This window comes from Gemella sp., from assembly GCF_057272915.1.
In genome coordinates this window covers 1-16,275 of sequence record NZ_DBHIUF010000007.1, presented here as the reverse complement: position 1 = coordinate 16,275, position 16,275 = coordinate 1, and the positions used below count along the sequence as shown (strand labels likewise).

The window sequence follows — 16,275 nt, the reverse complement described above, 5'->3', positions numbered from 1 at the left end:
ACAAATAATGGACGATTTTATAAATTATTATGTCTGGAAATTATAAAATATTAATGTTTTACGAATAATTGACACCAAAATAGGTTAAAAAAACTTGAAAATGTGGTAAAATAATAAAGACTGTTTAAATCAAGAAATTTATAAAATAAAAAGATAAGGAGTTAAATTTATGGTTATTCAATGGTTTCCAGGTCATATGGCCAAGGCGACAAGAGAAGTAAAAGAAAAGCTAAAACTGGTAGATATAGTTTTCGAATTAGTAGATGCACGTTGCCCACTTTCTTCACATAATATGTACCTAGATGAAGTTGTTAAAGATAAGAAGAAAATAATTATATTTAATAAAATTGATCTATGTGATAGAGCTGAGACAGCAAAGTGGAAAAGTTATTTTGAAAATAAAGGATATACAGTAGTTTATACTGATGCAAAAAATAGTAATAATTTGAATAAAGTAATAGATAAGGCGAAAGAAGAACTTGCAGAAAAAATTGCACGTCAAGTAGCTAAAGGAATTAAACCAAGAGCAATTAGATCTATGGTAATAGGTGTTCCGAACGTTGGAAAATCTACATTTATTAATAAACTTATTAAGAAAAATGTCGCTAATACAGCTAATAAACCAGGTGTTACTAAGAAACAACAATGGTTGAAATTAAATAAAGACATAGAATTATTAGATACACCGGGAATTCTTATGCCCAAGTTCGATAATCAAGAGATTGGTAAGAAGTTAAGTCTAATTGGATCAATAAAGGATGATATTACGCCACTAGATGATGTAAGTTTATATTTAATAGAACTTTTAAAACAAAGTTATTTGGAGAATTTAAATAATCTTTATAAAATAAATGTTACAAGTGAAGATGAAAATGCGTTCATTATGGAAAAAGTAGCTGAAAAGAGATTTAAAAAAATCGGCGGAGACTATAATTACGATTCGACAATTAAGTTGTTAATTCAAGATTTTAGAACACAAAGATTTGGGCTTATTACATTAGATAATTATAGTGATTTATTAGAAAATGAGGAACAAAATGAAAATTAGTGAGATAAAAGAACTCTTAAATCAAGAAAATATTTCCGAAGAAATATTAGATGAATTAAAAAAAGATGAGAGAAGCGGAGTTCAGAAATTACTTATAAGTTATGCTAAAAAGCAAGAAAAAAAACTTTTTTATAAAAAAGAGTATGAAAAAAAATCATTTTACGAAAATAAATGTTATAATAATGGATGTAAGTATATTTGTGGAATAGATGAAGTAGGAAGAGGCCCGCTTGCTGGACCAGTAGTTGCTGCAGCGGTAATTTTAAAGAAAGATAGCTATTTCGAAGGATTAAATGACTCAAAAAAATTATCAGAAAAAAAACGTGAAGAATTATATGAACAGATAAAAAAAGAGGCTGTTGCGTATGCCATTTGTGAAGTGGATAACATTGAGATTGAAAAATATAATATTTATAATGCGGCTCGTATAGCAATGCAAAGAGCAGTAGAGAAATTGAAAGTTAAGCCGGATTTCTTACTAATAGATGCTATGCCATTTGAAAATTATCCGATTCCTAACTTTAGTATGGTTAAAGGTGATGAGAAGAGTGTATCCATTGCAGCTGCTTCTGTAATTGCAAAAGTTTATCGTGATAATTTAATGAAAGAATATGCGAAGAAATATCCACATTATGATTTTGAGAATAATGCGGGATATGGTACAAAAAAACATTTAGAAGGTTTAAAAGAATATGGAATAACACCAATTCACAGAAGAGACTTTGAACCTATAAAATCAATGATACAAGGAGGAAAACATGAGTAACAATAGTGGAATAAGTATTTCGAAAAATTTACAGAAAAATAACAACAATAAGAAAAATAATATTAATAATCGTACAAGCAATAATATACTAGCTGCAAAAGAGCAAAACAACAACAATACTAAGCAAGTAGTTAAGAAAATCACGAATAAAGTTAAATCTCAGAAAAATAAATCTAAGAAATTGCCTAAAATTAGCATAACTCCATTAGGAGGAGTAGAAGAAGTAGCTAAAAATATGTATATGGTGGAGATTGGGGATGAGATTTATGTTCTTGATGCAGGATTAATGTTCCCAGAAACAGAGATGATTGGTATCGATGCAGTTATACCAGATATAAGTTATTTAGTACGTAATAAACAAAAAATTAAAGGGATTTTCTTATCGAATGGTCACGTAAGTTCTATGGGAGCTGTACCATATATTATTGATAAATTAAAATGTCCAGTTTATGGTTCTAAATTAACAATAGATTTATTAAAAAATCATCTTAAACAATTAGGTATTAAAAGAAGAATTAAGTTTTATTATGTAAAAGATAATAATAAGTATGACTTTAATAATGCAAGTATAACATTTTTCAAAACTACATATTCAATGCCAGATTCTTTAGGTATTTGTATAGAAACTAGTCAAGGAAATATTGTTTATACTGGTGAGTTTAAATTTGATCAATCAGTAAGTAAAGAATATAAATCTGATATCGTGAAGATTAGTACATTAGGTCAAAAAGGTGTTCTAGCTTTATTAAGTGATTCAAGTAATGCTAATGTTAAGGGATATAATGTTCCTGAGAATGAAGCTGCTGAGCAAATTGATAATGCATTTTACCAAGCCAATAAACGTATTATTGTAACGTGTTATGCTTCTAACTTCCTAACAATTTCTCATATTGTAAGAGCAGCATTAGCGCAAAATAGAAAGATTTTACTTCTAGGTCAAGCTATTGAAGCATCTATCAATACTGCAAGAAATATGAATTATTTACAAATTGAAGATAGTAACTTAATTAAAGTTGAAGAATTAAAAGACTATCCACAAAATGAAGTATGTATCCTTTCTTCAGGTGACCAAGGGGAACCAATAGAGGCTATGAAGAATATTGCTGAGAAAAAAATTGATGGAATTCAAATTGAATCTGGTGATACAATCATGATCGCAGCTACGCCTTCACCAAATATGGAAGTTATGTTATTCCAAACTTTAAACCTATTAGTTAAACTTGGAGCAAATGTTGTGACAGCTTCTAAGCGTCTTCACGCTGCTAGCCATGCAACTAAAGAAGAGCTGAAAATGATGTTAAATATGCTTATGCCAAAACACTTCATCCCTGTTCAAGGAGAATTTAGAAATCTACGTAAACATGCTGAAATCGCAGCTGAAACTGGAGTTGCAGCAGAAAATATTCATATTTTAGCTAAAGGTACGACTTTAGAATTAAGCGGAAACAAATCTAAAACATTATTAAACAACGTTTCTGTGGGGAATATTCTTGTCGATGGTCGAGGAATCGGAGATGTAGAAGATAGCGTATTAAAAGATAGAAAACTATTATCAAATGATGGAATCTTCGTCGCTTCATATGCTATTAGTAAAAAAGAGAAAACTCTAGTAGGAAGACCGGTTATTCAAACTAAAGGGTTTGTCTATGTTAAGAAGAGTATGGAGTTAATCAAGGAAGCAGAAGAAAAAGTGATTGAGTACTTAGAAAATAATCCAATTAAGAGTATTAGAGAATGTGCAGCTGTGAAAGCTGAGATTAGAAGTATGCTTTCAAGTTTACTATATGATAATACTAAGAGAAAACCAATAATAATAATTAACTTTTCATTAGTTTAGTAATGAAATATAACGGGAAATCGGAGGGAACAACAAAGAGGGGCCGACTCAAAAGTCCTGAATTTTAACAAAGTGTATATGATAACTCATAGACGCAGTGGTTTATTAAGATCTAAATTCGCTTTATAAAAGTTTTTTAGATATCTAATAAACTGTGCGGGGGTGACTCGACAAAATCGATTTCTTCAAAATCGTGATTTTGAGTCACTCCCGTTTTGAATTGCTCCTTATTGTTCCCGTTTTTAGTCTATGTAAATGAGGTGAAAAAATGTCAAAAGTTATTGCTCATATCGACATGAATTGCTTTTATGCAAGTGTAGAAGAAAAGTATAATCCTGAGTTAAAAGGAAAACCTTTAGCAATTGCAGGAGAAGTGAAAACTAGACATGGTATAATAGTAACCTCTAATTATGAGGCGAGAGAGTTAGGAATTAAAACTACTATGCGGGTTGGAGATGCAAGGAAAATATGTCCTAATATAAAAATACTTCGTCCGGATATGGCTAAGTATCAACAAGAGTCTAAGTTGATTTTTGATTTAGTTCGTGAATATACAGACAAGATTGAGATAGTTTCTGTTGATGAAGCATATATAGATTTAAGTGATTTTTCTGAACCAATAAAGGTGATAGCTACAATTCAACGTAGAATCTATAAGCAACTCGGAATGCCGTCATCAGTAGGCGTTTCTTTTAACAAGTTTTTTGCTAAAATGGGATCAAATTTGAAAAAGCCTCTTGGTTTTTCAATTATTAATAAGAAAAACTATAAAGATATACTATGGAATCTGGATATAGGAGAGATGCATGGTTGTGGGAAGGCTTCTACAAAAAAATTGAAAAAAATTGGTATAAATACAATTGGTGATGTTGCTAGTGCGAATGAGGTTATTCTACATAGTCTTCTAGGTGTTCAAGGTCTGAGATTAAAAAATAAGGCTAATGGAGAAGGTAACGCGGAATTAAAATATACAGTTGATAGAAAGTCTATAGGTAATTCCAAAACATTTATTAACGATTTAATAGATGAAGATGATATTTTGAAAGAAATTAAAAAATTAAGTGAGAAGGTTAGTTCTAGGGTTAAATCTCGCAATTATGTAGGAAACAATGTTTCGATAATGGTGAGATTTAGTGATTTTAAGACAATTACTAGATCTAAGAAGATACCTGAATATATTTCTAACGCGAATGATATTTTTAATTATGCATGGGAATTGTTGGTTGAACATTATGATTTCACACAAGGAGTAAGATTACTAGGTGTATCGTTAAATGATATTAAAAAAGCAAAAGAATTAAAAATTCAGCTTGATATTTTTGATAAAAAAGATTATAAAGAAGAAGAGAGACTTAGAAAACTTTCTAAGAAATTAAAAGCAGAGTTTGGTGATACAATAATAACCGATTTTGAAAATTTTGATAAAAAAGATAAGTCGATTATAACGACAAGTTTTAGTAAAGATTTTTTAGATTAATAAAGGAGATAGAATGTTAGCAATAAACAAGAGATTACAATTAGTAGCTGAATATGTAGAAAATAGAAGGTTAGCTGATATTGGAAGTGATCATGCCTATTTGCCAATTTATTTAGCTAAGAATAATAAAATTGATTATGCTGTAGCGGGAGAAATTGTTGAAGGACCACATAAAGTTTCTATAAAAAATGTTAGAGAAGAAGGCTTAGTTGGAACTATTGATTGTCGTAAAGCTGCAGGTTTGGATGCTATTGAGTTAAGTGATAATATTGAAGTAATAACAATTTGTGGTATGGGTGGAAAGCTAATAGCAGATATACTAGAAAAAGGTAAAGAAAAATTAGCGAATAAACCAAATTTAGTACTTCAGCCAAACGTTGGAGAAAATTTTGTTAGAGAAAAATTACAAGAATTAGGTTATGAGATAACAGCAGAAAACATTATTGAAGAAGATGGTCATATTTATGAGATTATCGTTGCAAAACCAGGTGTTATGGAATTAACAGAAGATGAGATTAATTTTGGTAAGTATTTATTAGTAGATAAAAATGAATTGTTTGTGAAGAAACAAAAACAAGAACTTTCAAAAATTGAATATATTTTAAGTCAATTAGAAAAAGCAAGTGAAATTCAAGAAAATAAAGTAGCTGAATTTAAAAATAAATATAAAAAAATATTAGAAATTATTTCTTAAAATTTTTATAATAAGGAGGGAAAGGTATGTTGCAATCTTTACATGATGAAAGAGAAGCTAAAAAGTTATTGAATTTTAGCGTAAAAATTGCTAAAAGCATGTTGTCATACGGAGCAGAAGTATACAGGGTTGAAGATACAGTAAATAGAATTTATAAGTCATTTGACAATATTAAAGCGGCGAATAGTTTAGTTACTTATAATTTTGTTATTGTATCTTTTACATATAATGACAATACTTATACGACGATGAGAAGGGTTGTTTTGGGAGATCGTGATTTAGAGAAGATTGCACTTCTAAATGATATATCTAGAAAAATGGTAATGGGTGGTTGTACGCTAGATTATGCATTTAAAAAAATGAAAGAGGTAAAGGCGAAAAAAAGATATTCTACTACTTCGGTTATAGTTGCTCTAACTTTATCAGCTCCATTTTTTGCGATAATGTTTGGAGGGACCTTTAAAGATAGTTTGATTGCATTTTTAATAATGGCTATACAGGCTGCGTTTATAACATTTACTTCAAAATATAAACTGACATTATTTGTAAGTAATTTCTTGGGAGCATTTATTACAACTATATTGGTAATGTTATTAAATAAGATTTTCTTAATACATAATCCATTTAGTATTATTATTATGAGTTTGATGCCTCTTGTTCCTGGAGTTCAGGTCACAAATGCTGTTCGTGATTTTATGGCTGGGGATTATCTGTCTGGAATGATAGGAATACAAGCTGCAATCTTTGTATCTACAGCTATTGCGCTTGGTGTTGTTATGGGATTAAAATTGGTGTAAGGAGAAACTATGGAGAATAATATTTTTATACAATTTATAGCTGGCTTTGTGGTTAGTGCATCTTTTGGTATTTTCTTTAATGCACCTAAGAAATCCATATTTACTTGTGGGTTAATTGGTGCCATCGGTTGGTTAGTTCACGTAGTGACTAATTTGCTATTAGCAGATGTTGTAGTAAGTAGTTTTCTTGGAGCAGTTTGTGTAGGTGTTCTTTCTACTAACGCATCTAGAATATTAAAATTGCCAGCAACTATATTTATTTATACAGGGATGGTACCTCTAGTTCCAGGTTATGGTATGTATAATACTATGCAAAATATTGTAACGAAGAATTATGGAGTAGCTTCTCAAGTTGGGATTGAGACTATTCTTCAAGCAGGGGCGATAGCAATGGGAATATTATTAGCGTCTGTGTTTTCATCGTCAATTCAGAGGGTAAAGATACAAAGAAAACGATAAAAGTGATATAATAGTGGTAGTGAGTTTACAAAGGAGTCGAGTATATAATGGAATATATTTTATATTTTGCAGAAAGCTGTCCGGACACAGCACCGTTTAAAGAAAAATTATCAGAATTAGGGATTATATATAAAGAAGTAGAAGTAATGTCTTCTTTAAGAAATTTTAAAGAATTTCTATATGTTAGAGATACATATTCACAGTTCGAAGGAATAAGAGGTAATATGAAAATTGGTATTCCTTGTTTAGTTATTAATGAAAATGAATGTATCCTAGAACCTAATGAATTAGATAAATTAAAAAAATAGTTTTAGGTTAAGAGAATGATTCAAAAATCATGATTTCCGGTGAAATTGATTTTGTTGAGACCGTTTCACAAAATTTATTAGATATCTAAAAGCTCCTATAAAGCGAATTTAGATATCAACAAATCATGGTGTCTATAAATTTTTTTAAAAATTAGAATTTTTAAGGCAATCCCTTACTTTGGGAATTAACTACAGAAATTAACATTGTTTTTAATTTTATTAATTCCTTGCTTTTTATTTTTAAATTTGATATAATTAAGAAATGCTAGGTGGGGAGTTAGCGGTGCCCTGTACTTGCAATCCGCTTTAGCAAGACCGAATACCGAGATGCGGGTAGAATAGGGAATGTCGAGTTTAACACGTAATGTTGAGACTAAGGCACCTTACGACGCAATACTTATGAACCATGTCAGGTCCGGAAGGAAGCAGCATTAAGTAAGTCTATTGTGGGTGTGAGTTTTTGTCGAGGTTGAGTTGTCGATTAGACTAACGGTTTTTTAATCTATTCAAGTCTCGGTTGCATATAGTATAAATCGATGATATCTAAAAGTAAATTCGCTTTTGGATTTTTTTTGTGTTTTGAAAAAATAAAATTATGTAAATCATAGGAGGGGTTATGTATCAAGGGAAAAACTTTTCTGAACGTGCAAGTATTTTTATTAAATTGCTATTGCCAGTTTTAGTTTATCAAGTAATTTCATATTCATCTGGTATGATTGGAACGTTTATGGCGGGACATTATAGTCCTACAGATTTAGCAGGTGTAAGTATGGGTGTTAACATTTGGAATCCAATTATGTATACACTAAATGCAATTGTGTTAGCGTTGATTCCGATTGTATCGCAATTAATCGGAAAAAATAAAGAAGAAGAGATTCCTACGGTAGTTAGACAATTTCTGTACATAGCTGTTATTATCAGTGTTGTCTTAATTATTGGACTAAATACTTTAGCAACACCAATAGTAGATCGATTAGGTATGGATAGTAATATTGCAAAAATAACTAAGAACTATCTATTTTATGAAAGTTTTGGAGTACTATCTATCTTCTTATATGTAGTTTTACGTGCGTTTATAGACAGTTTAGGATTAACAAGATTATCGATGATAATGATGATAGTATCTGTACCTGTAAATGTATTCTTTGCCTATAGTTTCATTTTTGGAAAATTTGGTATGCCTGAGCTTGGGGGTGCAGGAAATGCAGTAGCTGTCTCAGTGACGTATACTGTGCTATTTTTTATAGCGTTATTTATAGTATTAATAAATCCTAAAATTAATAAGTATAAAATATTTGAAAAAGAAAAAGTAAAATTCGAAAAGTGGGGAGAAATTTTTAAATTAGGAATTCCTATAGCTCTAGCTACAGCACTTGAGACGGTTGTCTTTTCAACGTTATCTTTAATGGTTTCACGTTTTGATACGACAATCATTGCTTCTCATCAGGCTGCGTTAAATTTCTCTGGATTTTTATATACTTTACCAGTCAGTGTTGCAAACACTGCAACAATTATAATAGCATTCCATGTAGGAGCTAAAGATTATAAACAGGCAACAGAGTATACAAAACTAACGGTAATAATGGGGATGATACTTTCGAGTATAGCAGGATTAATCGTCCTGTTATTTGATACAAAAATTCCATATCTATATACTAATGATAGTGGAGTAATCACATTAACAGCAGAGTTATTATTATTTGCAATTGGTTTTGCTATTTGTGATTCATTTGCCTCATCATTAGCAGGAGTACTACGTGGATACAAAAAAGTAGTACCAATATGTGTTGTAATGTTTATTGGGTATTATTTAGTAGGAATTCCTACAGCATATTATTTTGTATTTAAACAAGGGATTGGTATAGAAGGTCTATGGATAGGATGGATAATTGGACTAGCTGCTTATGCCTTAGGTGTATTATTCTATTATCTATACATGAGAAGAGGAATTAGCAAAAAAATTAAATTAGCTAAATAATAAAAAGATTTTGTAGTAAATGTAAATACTACAAAATCTTTTTTATTTTCACTTGTATAATCACTTGACTAAAATTTTGAAAAACTATATAATGTGATTATCAAAACTAGATAAAAAGGAGGTAAAAATTTGAACAAAGTATATCCAAAATGGTCTGAATTGCCAAATCTAGACTTGTATTTAGATCAAGTGTTATTATACGTAAATCAATTAGATAGCTCCTCGATTGTCGATAATGACAAAGGTTTAACATCCGCAATGATAAATAATTATGTTAAAAATGGTCATCTGGATAAACCGATTAAGAAAAAATATAATCGAAAACAATTAGCAAGATTAATAGTTATCACATGCTTAAAAAATGTATTTTCAATTCAAGAAATTAGTAAGACAATAAATAGCCTAACTTCAGACGGTAGTTCTGAAGAAATGTATGATAACTTTGTTATGTGTATGAATGGAGAAAAGAGAGATGGATTAGCAGATGTAATAGTTGCAGCTTGTGACACTGTAAGATTATATAAAAAAACACATGATTTAGTAGAAAAATTAAAATAAATATACTTGGAGGTAAATGATGGAGTGGAAGATTGTAGTTGATACTGCATGCGATTTTAGAGAAATTCCTAATAAAGCTGAGAATGTTACTTATGAGAGAGTGCCATTTTCATTGCAGATAGAGGATAAGGTATATGTAGATACTTTAGATCTAGATATTGATGAAATGATGAGAGAGATGTATGCTAGTTCAGAAGCAGCAAGATCAGCTTGCCCAAGTCCAGAGGCATATCTATCAGCATATAGAGGTGCAGAAAATGTAATAGTTTTAACTTTAACTGGTGGAATGTCAGGAAGTTATAATAGTGCAGTAATTGGCGAAAAAATGTTAAAAGAAGAAAATGAGAATGTCAATATTCATATTGTAAATACTCTTTCAGCAGGAGGGCAAAATGACTTATTTCTTCTTAAGATAAATGAACTAATTAAAGAAGGATTATCTTTCGATGAAGTAGTCTCAAAAATGAATGAGTATCAGAAAAATACAAAACTTATTTTTTCTCTAGAGAAAGTAGATAATTTAGTGAAAAATGGACGTTTATCTAAGCTTGCAGCAGCCGTTGTAGGTTTGTTACATATGCGCATGGTAGGAGAGGCAAGTAATGAAGGGACTCTACACTTACTACATAAAGTTCGTGGAGAAAAAAAAGCTATTTCAACAGTAGTTGATGAGATGATTAAAGCTGGATATAAAGGTGGAAGAGCTGTAATAACTCATAGAAATAACGAAAATATATGTAAAAAAATAGAAGAAAAATTAAAAGAAAAATTTTCTGATGTAGACTTTATAGCTGTACCTACTTCTGGAATTTGTAGTTTCTATGGAGAAGAAGGCGGAATGCTTTTAGGATATGAAATATAGAATATATATTTAAATAAAATAATAAAAAAGGAAAAGTGATTACTCTGTGTAAAACACTTCTCCTTTTTTTATTGTATTTAACTAACTCTGTTTAGCTCTTTTTTTATTTCTATGAAGCTTTCCAATTAAAAATCCAGTTCCTTGCCCACAAAGGCTGAAGAATATATATCCTAAACCATATATAAGAATATCGAAGTTTAAAATAATTAAACAAGATATAATGTAAAAAATTCCTATAATAAATGAGAAAATATAGCTGAAGTCTTCTTTATTATATGCATATAGAAACGATATTAGAAAACTTATAACAGGATATAGGATAATTAAAAGCAGTATTATCATACCTGATTTATTCGATATAAAGTAAGAACACAGAGGGAGTATTATAAATAAAAAGAAAGAAAAAATTAAATATGGTACTTTTTCTAAAAATTTTTTCATCAATCTGCCTCCTAATTATAGTGTTATTCTATCATATATTTTGTTAAAAAACAATAATCAAATATAAGCATAGAATTCATAAATATTGTAACCGTTTTGCAAATGTGTTATTATTAACTTAATATTAAATGAGAGGGGAACAATAATAATGAAATTTTTTATTGATACAGCCAATGTAGAAGACATTAAAAATGCTAATGAATTAGGGGTAGTTTGTGGAGTTACTACTAATCCATCTTTAATCGCTAAAGAAGGACGCGACTTCAAAGAAGTAATTAAAGAGATTGCATCTATCGTAGATGGACCAATTAGTGGAGAAGTAAAAGCAACTACTACTGACTGGAAAGATATGGTAGAAGAGGCTAGAGAAATCGCTAAAATTCATCCTAATATGGTAGTTAAGATTCCAATGACAGAAGATGGTCTTAAAGCAGTAAATGTACTGAAAAAAGAGGGGATTAAAACTAATGTTACGTTAATCTTTAGCCCGACTCAAGCTTTACTAGCGGCAAGAGCAGGAGCAACATACGTATCTCCATTTTTAGGTAGATTAGACGATATTGCTCACAATGGACTATTATTAATTGAAGAAATAGTAGAAATTTTTGCGAATAATGATATTGATACACAGATTATTGCAGCAAGTGTTAGAAATCCAATTCATGTTACAGAATGTGCTAAACTAGGATGTGATATTGCTACTGTTCCATATAATGTAATTAAACAAATGGTTAAACATCCTTTAACTGATATCGGTATTGAAAAATTCAAACAAGATTATTATAAAGTATTTGGTGAATAATCTGTAGAAAACTTTTACGTTAAAAATATTTTTCTTCAAAAAAATTTAAAAATTTTGTATTTTATACTAGAAATATTTATAAAGTAATGTTATAATATACTTTGTTGTATGAAAAAGTTGTTAAGATTAAATTTTATAGGAGGTTATATTAATGCGCGTAAATGTAACATTAGCTTGTACAGAATGTGGTGACAGAAACTACATTACTAAAAAGAACAAAAGAAATAATCCAGACCGTATTGAACTTAAAAAATACTGTCCAAGATTAAAAAAAGTGACTTTACACAGAGAAACTAAATAATAAAGTTTAAAAAGCCTTAATTTATCAGTGTTTAAGGCTTTTTGTTTTGTCTTTTGACTTTCTTTTTTTCACAAAATTATAAAATTGGAGAATTTATCTGTGCAAAGAATATGAAATCTCATTCCCTAAGTATAAGAAAAATCGAAAGTAGAAAATAATTATGGAAAAAAAGTCCTTTACTTTTTACAGAAAAAATATTATACTATATATATTATTCAATGAAAATAATGTTGATTTTTCTACAGATATTCCTTGATTTTCAAAAGAATTCTTTAGTAAAGTTAACAAAATTACAAATTTCAAAAAAAATAAGAAAAAATTAAAAAAGTTGTTGACAAACAATAATATCTATTATATAATTAATACATAAGTTAATAACAAATATTTATGCGGGTGTAGTTTAGTGGTAAAACCTCAGTCTTCCAAACTGATGTTGTGAGTTCGATTCTCATCACCCGCTCCATTTTTTTATTTAGAGATTTTTCCACAGTAGCTCAGTTGGTAGTAGCATCTGACTGTTAATCAGAGGGTCGCAGGTTCGAGTCCTGCCTGTGGAGTAAAGTACGGGTGTGTATGCAGCCGTATATTTTTTTGTTTGAAATCTCGCTAAATATTATTATCGTAGGAAAAATTATGTTATAATAGTTCATGGTATATGAACTATTATCGAGTTGAATTTTATATAGTTTAAAAGTTGAAGTTTAAGAAAATAAAGAGAATTTTATAGGAGAATTTTATGTTTTTAGATGAGGTAAAAATATTCGTCCGATCAGGTGATGGTGGGAATGGATTAGTAGCATTTAGAAGAGAGAAGTATGTTCCAAAAGGTGGACCAGCTGGAGGAGACGGTGGACGTGGAGCCAATGTAGTATTTATAGTTGATGAAGGACTAAGAACTTTCATGGATTACCGTTATCAGAAGAAATTCGTAGCACCTAATGGTGAGAACGGAATGAGTAAAGGTATGCACGGTAGAAAATCTAAAGATTTATACTTAAAAGTACCACCAGGAACAGTAATTCGTGATACTGATACTGGAGAAGTATTAGCAGACTTAGTAGAACATGAGCAAGAAGTAGTAGTAGCTCGTGGAGGACGTGGAGGACGTGGAAACTGTCGTTTCGCAACACCTTCGAACCCAGCGCCAGAAATTGCTGAGAATGGTGAACCAGGAGAAGAAAGAAATCTTACATTAGAATTAAAACTTATGGCTGATGTAGGTCTTGTTGGATTCCCTTCTGTTGGTAAATCAACATTATTATCAATAACATCAAAAGCAAAACCAAAAATTGCTGATTACCACTTTACAACATTAGCACCAAATCTTGGAGTAGTAGAAACAAAAGACCACAGAAGTTTTGTTATGGCTGACCTTCCAGGATTAATAGAAGGAGCTAGCCAAGGTGTAGGTCTTGGACACCAGTTCTTACGTCATATTGAAAGAACGAAAGTTATTGTTCACGTAGTAGATATGTCAGCAACTGATGGTCGTGATCCATATGAAGATTATAAAATTATTAATCAAGAATTAGCTGAGTACAATATGAGACTTTTAGAAAGACCTCAAGTAGTAGTAGCTAATAAGATGGATATTCCAGTAGCTAGTGACAATCTTAAAGAGTTTAAAAAACACTTAGAAAACGATGGTGAAGAAGTTGATATAGTTGAAATTTCTGCATTTACACGTAGTAATATTGATAACTTACTTTATAAAATAAGTGATATACTTGATAATACAGATCCAAATATGTTATATGAACTTGATACTGAAGAAGAAAGTATGGAAAATAGAGTTCTTTATAAACATAAACCTAAGGATGAAACATTCAAGATTACTCGTGATGATACAGGAGCTTATGTAGTAAGTGGACCTGGTATCGAACGTGCATTCTTAATGACTGACTTCAACCGTGATGCTTCTGTTAGACGTTTTGCTCAACAAATGCGTTCTATGGGTGTAGATGATGCTTTACGTGAAAGAGGATGTAAAAACGGTGATACTGTTAAGATCCTTAAAGGTGAGTTTGAATTCGTAGAGTAGGAGATAACCACTGTGGATAAAGAAAAAGTTTATTATATAATTAGAGAAGACGTATTGCCAGAAGCTGTAAAGAAGACATTAGCGATGAAAAAAGCTTTAGAAGAAGATTCTAAATTATCAATTTTAGAAGCTTCTAAAAGATTTGATTTAAGTAGAAGTGCATTTTATAAATATAAAGATACAATATTTCCGATTCAAGATGTGAAAAGACAATCAATTCTATCATTGTCTATCGATGTTGATGATATCCCTGGAATATTAGGGAAAATTTTATCGGTTGTTAATGAAGAAAAGTGTAGTGTACTTACTATTCACCAAACGGTGCCGATTAATGCAAAAGCTACGATAATTATTTCTTTAGAGCTAAGTTCAGGTGATATAAATATTGAAAAATTAAATAAACGAATTAAAGATCTTGAGTTTGTTAATTCAATTAAAGTAATTGGTTTAAGCATGTAGAGATAGTTTAATAAATATTAAATGTAGGAGAACAGAGTAGGGAAGTCAGTTTCCTATAGCTGTTCTCCTTTTTATTTTAGAAAGGTGAATTATGCAGAAAAATGATATATTCGAAGGGAAGGTTATAGATTATACACATGATGGTCTTGGTGTAGTTAAAATTGATAATTTTCCGATTTTTATTGAAGATGTTATAGAAGGTGAAGTAATCAAATTTAAGATAATTAAATTAAAGAAAAATCTTGGTTACGGAAAAGTTCTTAATATTATTGAAAGTTCTAAAAATAGAGTAGATGGAATTCCGAAGACTTCAGGAGCAAATTTAGTTCATATGAACTATGAAGAGCAATTGAAGTTTAAAAAGAGAAAAGTTCAAAATGTTATGGATAAAGCTCTTGGAAAAGATTATATCGAAGTATTAGATACGCTAGGAATGGAAGACGGATATCATTACCGTAATAAGTCTGTGATTCCAGTACAAAAAGTTAATGGCGAAGTTAAGATGGGGTATTATAAACCACGAAGCCATGATGTTGTTAATATAGAGAAATGTTTTATTCAATATGATGAACACAATGTATTAATGAACAAATTACGTAGTCTAATTTCAGAACTTAACTTATCTATCTATGATGAAAATAACCACTCAGGTGCTATTAGACATATTATGTTCAGAACAAATACCCTGAAAAGTGAAATCATGGTAGGTATTGTAGCGAAGGAGAAGTTTAATAAACTAGATGAATTCGTTGAAAAAATATCTAAATTAGATGATAGAATTGTTAGCATTATGCTAAATATTAACGATAAGAAGACAAATGTAATCTTTGGTGATAAAACTGAAAATCTTTTTGGTAAGGATTATATAACCGACACATTAGACGGAATAGAATTTAAGATTTCACTTCGTTCATTTTATCAAGTAAATCCAGTTCAAACAGAGGTATTATATAGTAAAGCGTTGGAACTTGCAGAATTAAAAGAAACTGATACGATAATCGATGCTTACTGTGGTATTGGAACAATCAGTCTATTCGCAGCGAAGAAAGTTAAGAAAGTATATGGTATTGAAATAGTAGAAGCGGCTGTTTTAGATGCTCGCGAAAATGCGAAAAATAATAATATAACTAATGCAGAGTTTTTACTAGGTAAAAGTGAAGATGTAATTAAAAAATTAATCTCGCAAAATGTGAAATTAGATGCAGTTATTGTGGATCCACCACGTAAAGGTTGTGAGGAAAGTTTCTTATGTGATTTAGCTTTAATGGGAATAGAAAAGATAGTTTATGTTAGCTGTAATCCAGCAACATTAGCTAGAGATATGGAAATCATGAGAGGTCTAGGTTATAAACTAGGTGCAGTGCAACCTGTAGATATGTTCCCAGGAACGTACCATGTTGAGGCGGTAAGTTTGCTAGTCAAGGAGTAAAACGACGAAGATTAGCAT

At 30.3% G+C, this 16,275-nt stretch carries 17 protein-coding genes, 2 tRNA genes and 1 other RNA gene; 19 read left to right on the top strand and 1 reads right to left on the bottom strand.

Translation table 11 applies throughout. The annotated features are described in order from the left end of the window. Positions 1-169: 169 nt before the first annotated feature. The 12 genes from ylqF (at position 170) to ACO6OL_RS04155 (ending at position 10,784) form a co-directional block, all read left to right on the top strand. Positions 170-1,048, top strand: a complete 879-nt coding sequence (ylqF, locus tag ACO6OL_RS04210; RefSeq protein ID WP_485502233.1) for a ribosome biogenesis GTPase YlqF — start codon at positions 170-172, stop codon at positions 1,046-1,048. Next, a complete protein-coding gene (locus ACO6OL_RS04205) occupies positions 1,038-1,814 on the top strand; it encodes a ribonuclease HII (RefSeq protein ID WP_485502232.1) in 777 nt (258 codons plus the stop codon). Before ylqF ends, ACO6OL_RS04205 begins: the two co-directional genes overlap by 11 nt. Next, positions 1,807-3,651, top strand: a complete 1,845-nt coding sequence (locus ACO6OL_RS04200; protein ID WP_314395812.1) for a ribonuclease J — start codon at positions 1,807-1,809, stop codon at positions 3,649-3,651. Before ACO6OL_RS04205 ends, ACO6OL_RS04200 begins: the two co-directional genes overlap by 8 nt. Before the next feature lie 268 nt (positions 3,652-3,919). Next, a complete protein-coding gene (locus tag ACO6OL_RS04195) occupies positions 3,920-5,128 on the top strand; it encodes a DNA polymerase IV (protein WP_314160900.1) in 1,209 nt (402 codons plus the stop codon). Between the two features lie 13 nt (positions 5,129-5,141). Continuing rightward, the gene (locus ACO6OL_RS04190; protein ID WP_314160899.1) at positions 5,142-5,822 is read left to right on the top strand and encodes a tRNA (adenine(22)-N(1))-methyltransferase; all 681 of its coding nucleotides are present in this window, start codon (positions 5,142-5,144) and stop codon (positions 5,820-5,822) included. 26 nt (positions 5,823-5,848) lie between these two features. Further along, positions 5,849-6,619, top strand: coding sequence for a threonine/serine exporter family protein (locus ACO6OL_RS04185; protein ID WP_485502231.1), 771 nt, complete (start codon positions 5,849-5,851; stop codon positions 6,617-6,619). 9 nt (positions 6,620-6,628) lie between these two features. Then, positions 6,629-7,078, top strand: a complete 450-nt coding sequence (locus tag ACO6OL_RS04180) for a threonine/serine exporter family protein (RefSeq protein ID WP_314160897.1) — start codon at positions 6,629-6,631, stop codon at positions 7,076-7,078. A 47-nt stretch (positions 7,079-7,125) separates the two neighbouring features. After that, entirely contained in the window at positions 7,126-7,386 is a 261-nt protein-coding gene (locus ACO6OL_RS04175) for a hypothetical protein (RefSeq protein WP_314160896.1), read from the top strand. Between the two features lie 260 nt (positions 7,387-7,646). Continuing rightward, positions 7,647-7,911: signal recognition particle sRNA large type (gene ffs / locus ACO6OL_RS04170), an RNA gene on the top strand. A gap of 91 nt (positions 7,912-8,002) precedes the next feature. After that, complete coding sequence (locus ACO6OL_RS04165; RefSeq protein WP_485502230.1) at positions 8,003-9,364, top strand: MATE family efflux transporter; 1,362 nt, start codon at positions 8,003-8,005, stop codon at positions 9,362-9,364. Positions 9,365-9,493: 129 nt separating this feature from the next. Further along, positions 9,494-9,922 (top strand): DUF1836 domain-containing protein, encoded by a 429-nt coding sequence (locus ACO6OL_RS04160; protein ID WP_314395802.1) that lies wholly within the window; start codon positions 9,494-9,496, stop codon positions 9,920-9,922. A 19-nt stretch (positions 9,923-9,941) separates the two neighbouring features. Beyond that, positions 9,942-10,784: a DegV family protein gene (locus ACO6OL_RS04155; RefSeq protein ID WP_485502229.1), complete on the top strand. Its 843-nt coding sequence runs from the start codon at positions 9,942-9,944 to the stop codon at positions 10,782-10,784. Positions 10,785-10,865: 81 nt separating this feature from the next. Here the strand turns inward: ACO6OL_RS04155 and ACO6OL_RS04150 are convergent, their stop codons facing one another. Next, entirely contained in the window at positions 10,866-11,225 is a 360-nt protein-coding gene (locus tag ACO6OL_RS04150; RefSeq protein ID WP_485502228.1) for a hypothetical protein, read from the bottom strand. Between the two features lie 148 nt (positions 11,226-11,373). Here ACO6OL_RS04150 and fsa point away from each other — a divergent pair, with 148 nt between their 5' ends. The 7 genes from fsa to rlmD all read left to right on the top strand — a co-directional run bounded on the left by fsa (position 11,374) and on the right by rlmD (position 16,257). Next, positions 11,374-12,027, top strand: a complete 654-nt coding sequence (gene fsa / locus ACO6OL_RS04145; RefSeq protein WP_314160290.1) for a fructose-6-phosphate aldolase — start codon at positions 11,374-11,376, stop codon at positions 12,025-12,027. A 151-nt stretch (positions 12,028-12,178) separates the two neighbouring features. Further along, positions 12,179-12,328 carry a 50S ribosomal protein L33 gene (rpmG, locus tag ACO6OL_RS04140; protein WP_003145675.1) on the top strand — a complete coding sequence of 50 codons (150 nt, stop codon included), beginning with the start codon at positions 12,179-12,181 and terminating at the stop codon, positions 12,326-12,328. A 389-nt stretch (positions 12,329-12,717) separates the two neighbouring features. Beyond that, positions 12,718-12,791, top strand: a tRNA-Gly gene (locus ACO6OL_RS04135). Between the two features lie 20 nt (positions 12,792-12,811). Next, positions 12,812-12,885 (top strand) — tRNA-Asn (locus ACO6OL_RS04130). Between the two features lie 179 nt (positions 12,886-13,064). Continuing rightward, positions 13,065-14,369 (top strand): GTPase ObgE, encoded by a 1,305-nt coding sequence (obgE, locus tag ACO6OL_RS04125; protein ID WP_294683152.1) that lies wholly within the window; start codon positions 13,065-13,067, stop codon positions 14,367-14,369. 12 nt (positions 14,370-14,381) lie between these two features. Continuing rightward, the gene (locus ACO6OL_RS04120; protein ID WP_003144896.1) at positions 14,382-14,828 is read left to right on the top strand and encodes an ACT domain-containing protein; all 447 of its coding nucleotides are present in this window, start codon (positions 14,382-14,384) and stop codon (positions 14,826-14,828) included. A 91-nt stretch (positions 14,829-14,919) separates the two neighbouring features. Next, the gene (gene rlmD / locus ACO6OL_RS04115) at positions 14,920-16,257 is read left to right on the top strand and encodes a 23S rRNA (uracil(1939)-C(5))-methyltransferase RlmD (RefSeq protein ID WP_485502227.1); all 1,338 of its coding nucleotides are present in this window, start codon (positions 14,920-14,922) and stop codon (positions 16,255-16,257) included. The last annotated feature ends 18 nt before the right edge of the window (positions 16,258-16,275 follow it).

Coding starts and splice junctions, on each gene's coding strand:
- ylqF (WP_485502233.1), top strand. CDS start 170: ATGGTTATTCAATGGTTTCCAGGTCATATGGCCAAGGCGACAAGAGAA.
- ACO6OL_RS04205 (WP_485502232.1), top strand. CDS start 1,038: ATGAAAATTAGTGAGATAAAAGAACTCTTAAATCAAGAAAATATTTCC.
- ACO6OL_RS04200 (WP_314395812.1), top strand. CDS start 1,807: ATGAGTAACAATAGTGGAATAAGTATTTCGAAAAATTTACAGAAAAAT.
- ACO6OL_RS04195 (WP_314160900.1), top strand. CDS start 3,920: ATGTCAAAAGTTATTGCTCATATCGACATGAATTGCTTTTATGCAAGT.
- ACO6OL_RS04190 (WP_314160899.1), top strand. CDS start 5,142: ATGTTAGCAATAAACAAGAGATTACAATTAGTAGCTGAATATGTAGAA.
- ACO6OL_RS04185 (WP_485502231.1), top strand. CDS start 5,849: ATGTTGCAATCTTTACATGATGAAAGAGAAGCTAAAAAGTTATTGAAT.
- ACO6OL_RS04180 (WP_314160897.1), top strand. CDS start 6,629: ATGGAGAATAATATTTTTATACAATTTATAGCTGGCTTTGTGGTTAGT.
- ACO6OL_RS04175 (WP_314160896.1), top strand. CDS start 7,126: ATGGAATATATTTTATATTTTGCAGAAAGCTGTCCGGACACAGCACCG.
- ACO6OL_RS04165 (WP_485502230.1), top strand. CDS start 8,003: ATGTATCAAGGGAAAAACTTTTCTGAACGTGCAAGTATTTTTATTAAA.
- ACO6OL_RS04155 (WP_485502229.1), top strand. CDS start 9,942: ATGGAGTGGAAGATTGTAGTTGATACTGCATGCGATTTTAGAGAAATT.
- ACO6OL_RS04150 (WP_485502228.1), bottom strand. CDS start 11,225: ATGAAAAAATTTTTAGAAAAAGTACCATATTTAATTTTTTCTTTCTTT.
- fsa (WP_314160290.1), top strand. CDS start 11,374: ATGAAATTTTTTATTGATACAGCCAATGTAGAAGACATTAAAAATGCT.
- rpmG (WP_003145675.1), top strand. CDS start 12,179: ATGCGCGTAAATGTAACATTAGCTTGTACAGAATGTGGTGACAGAAAC.
- obgE (WP_294683152.1), top strand. CDS start 13,065: ATGTTTTTAGATGAGGTAAAAATATTCGTCCGATCAGGTGATGGTGGG.
- rlmD (WP_485502227.1), top strand. CDS start 14,920: ATGCAGAAAAATGATATATTCGAAGGGAAGGTTATAGATTATACACAT.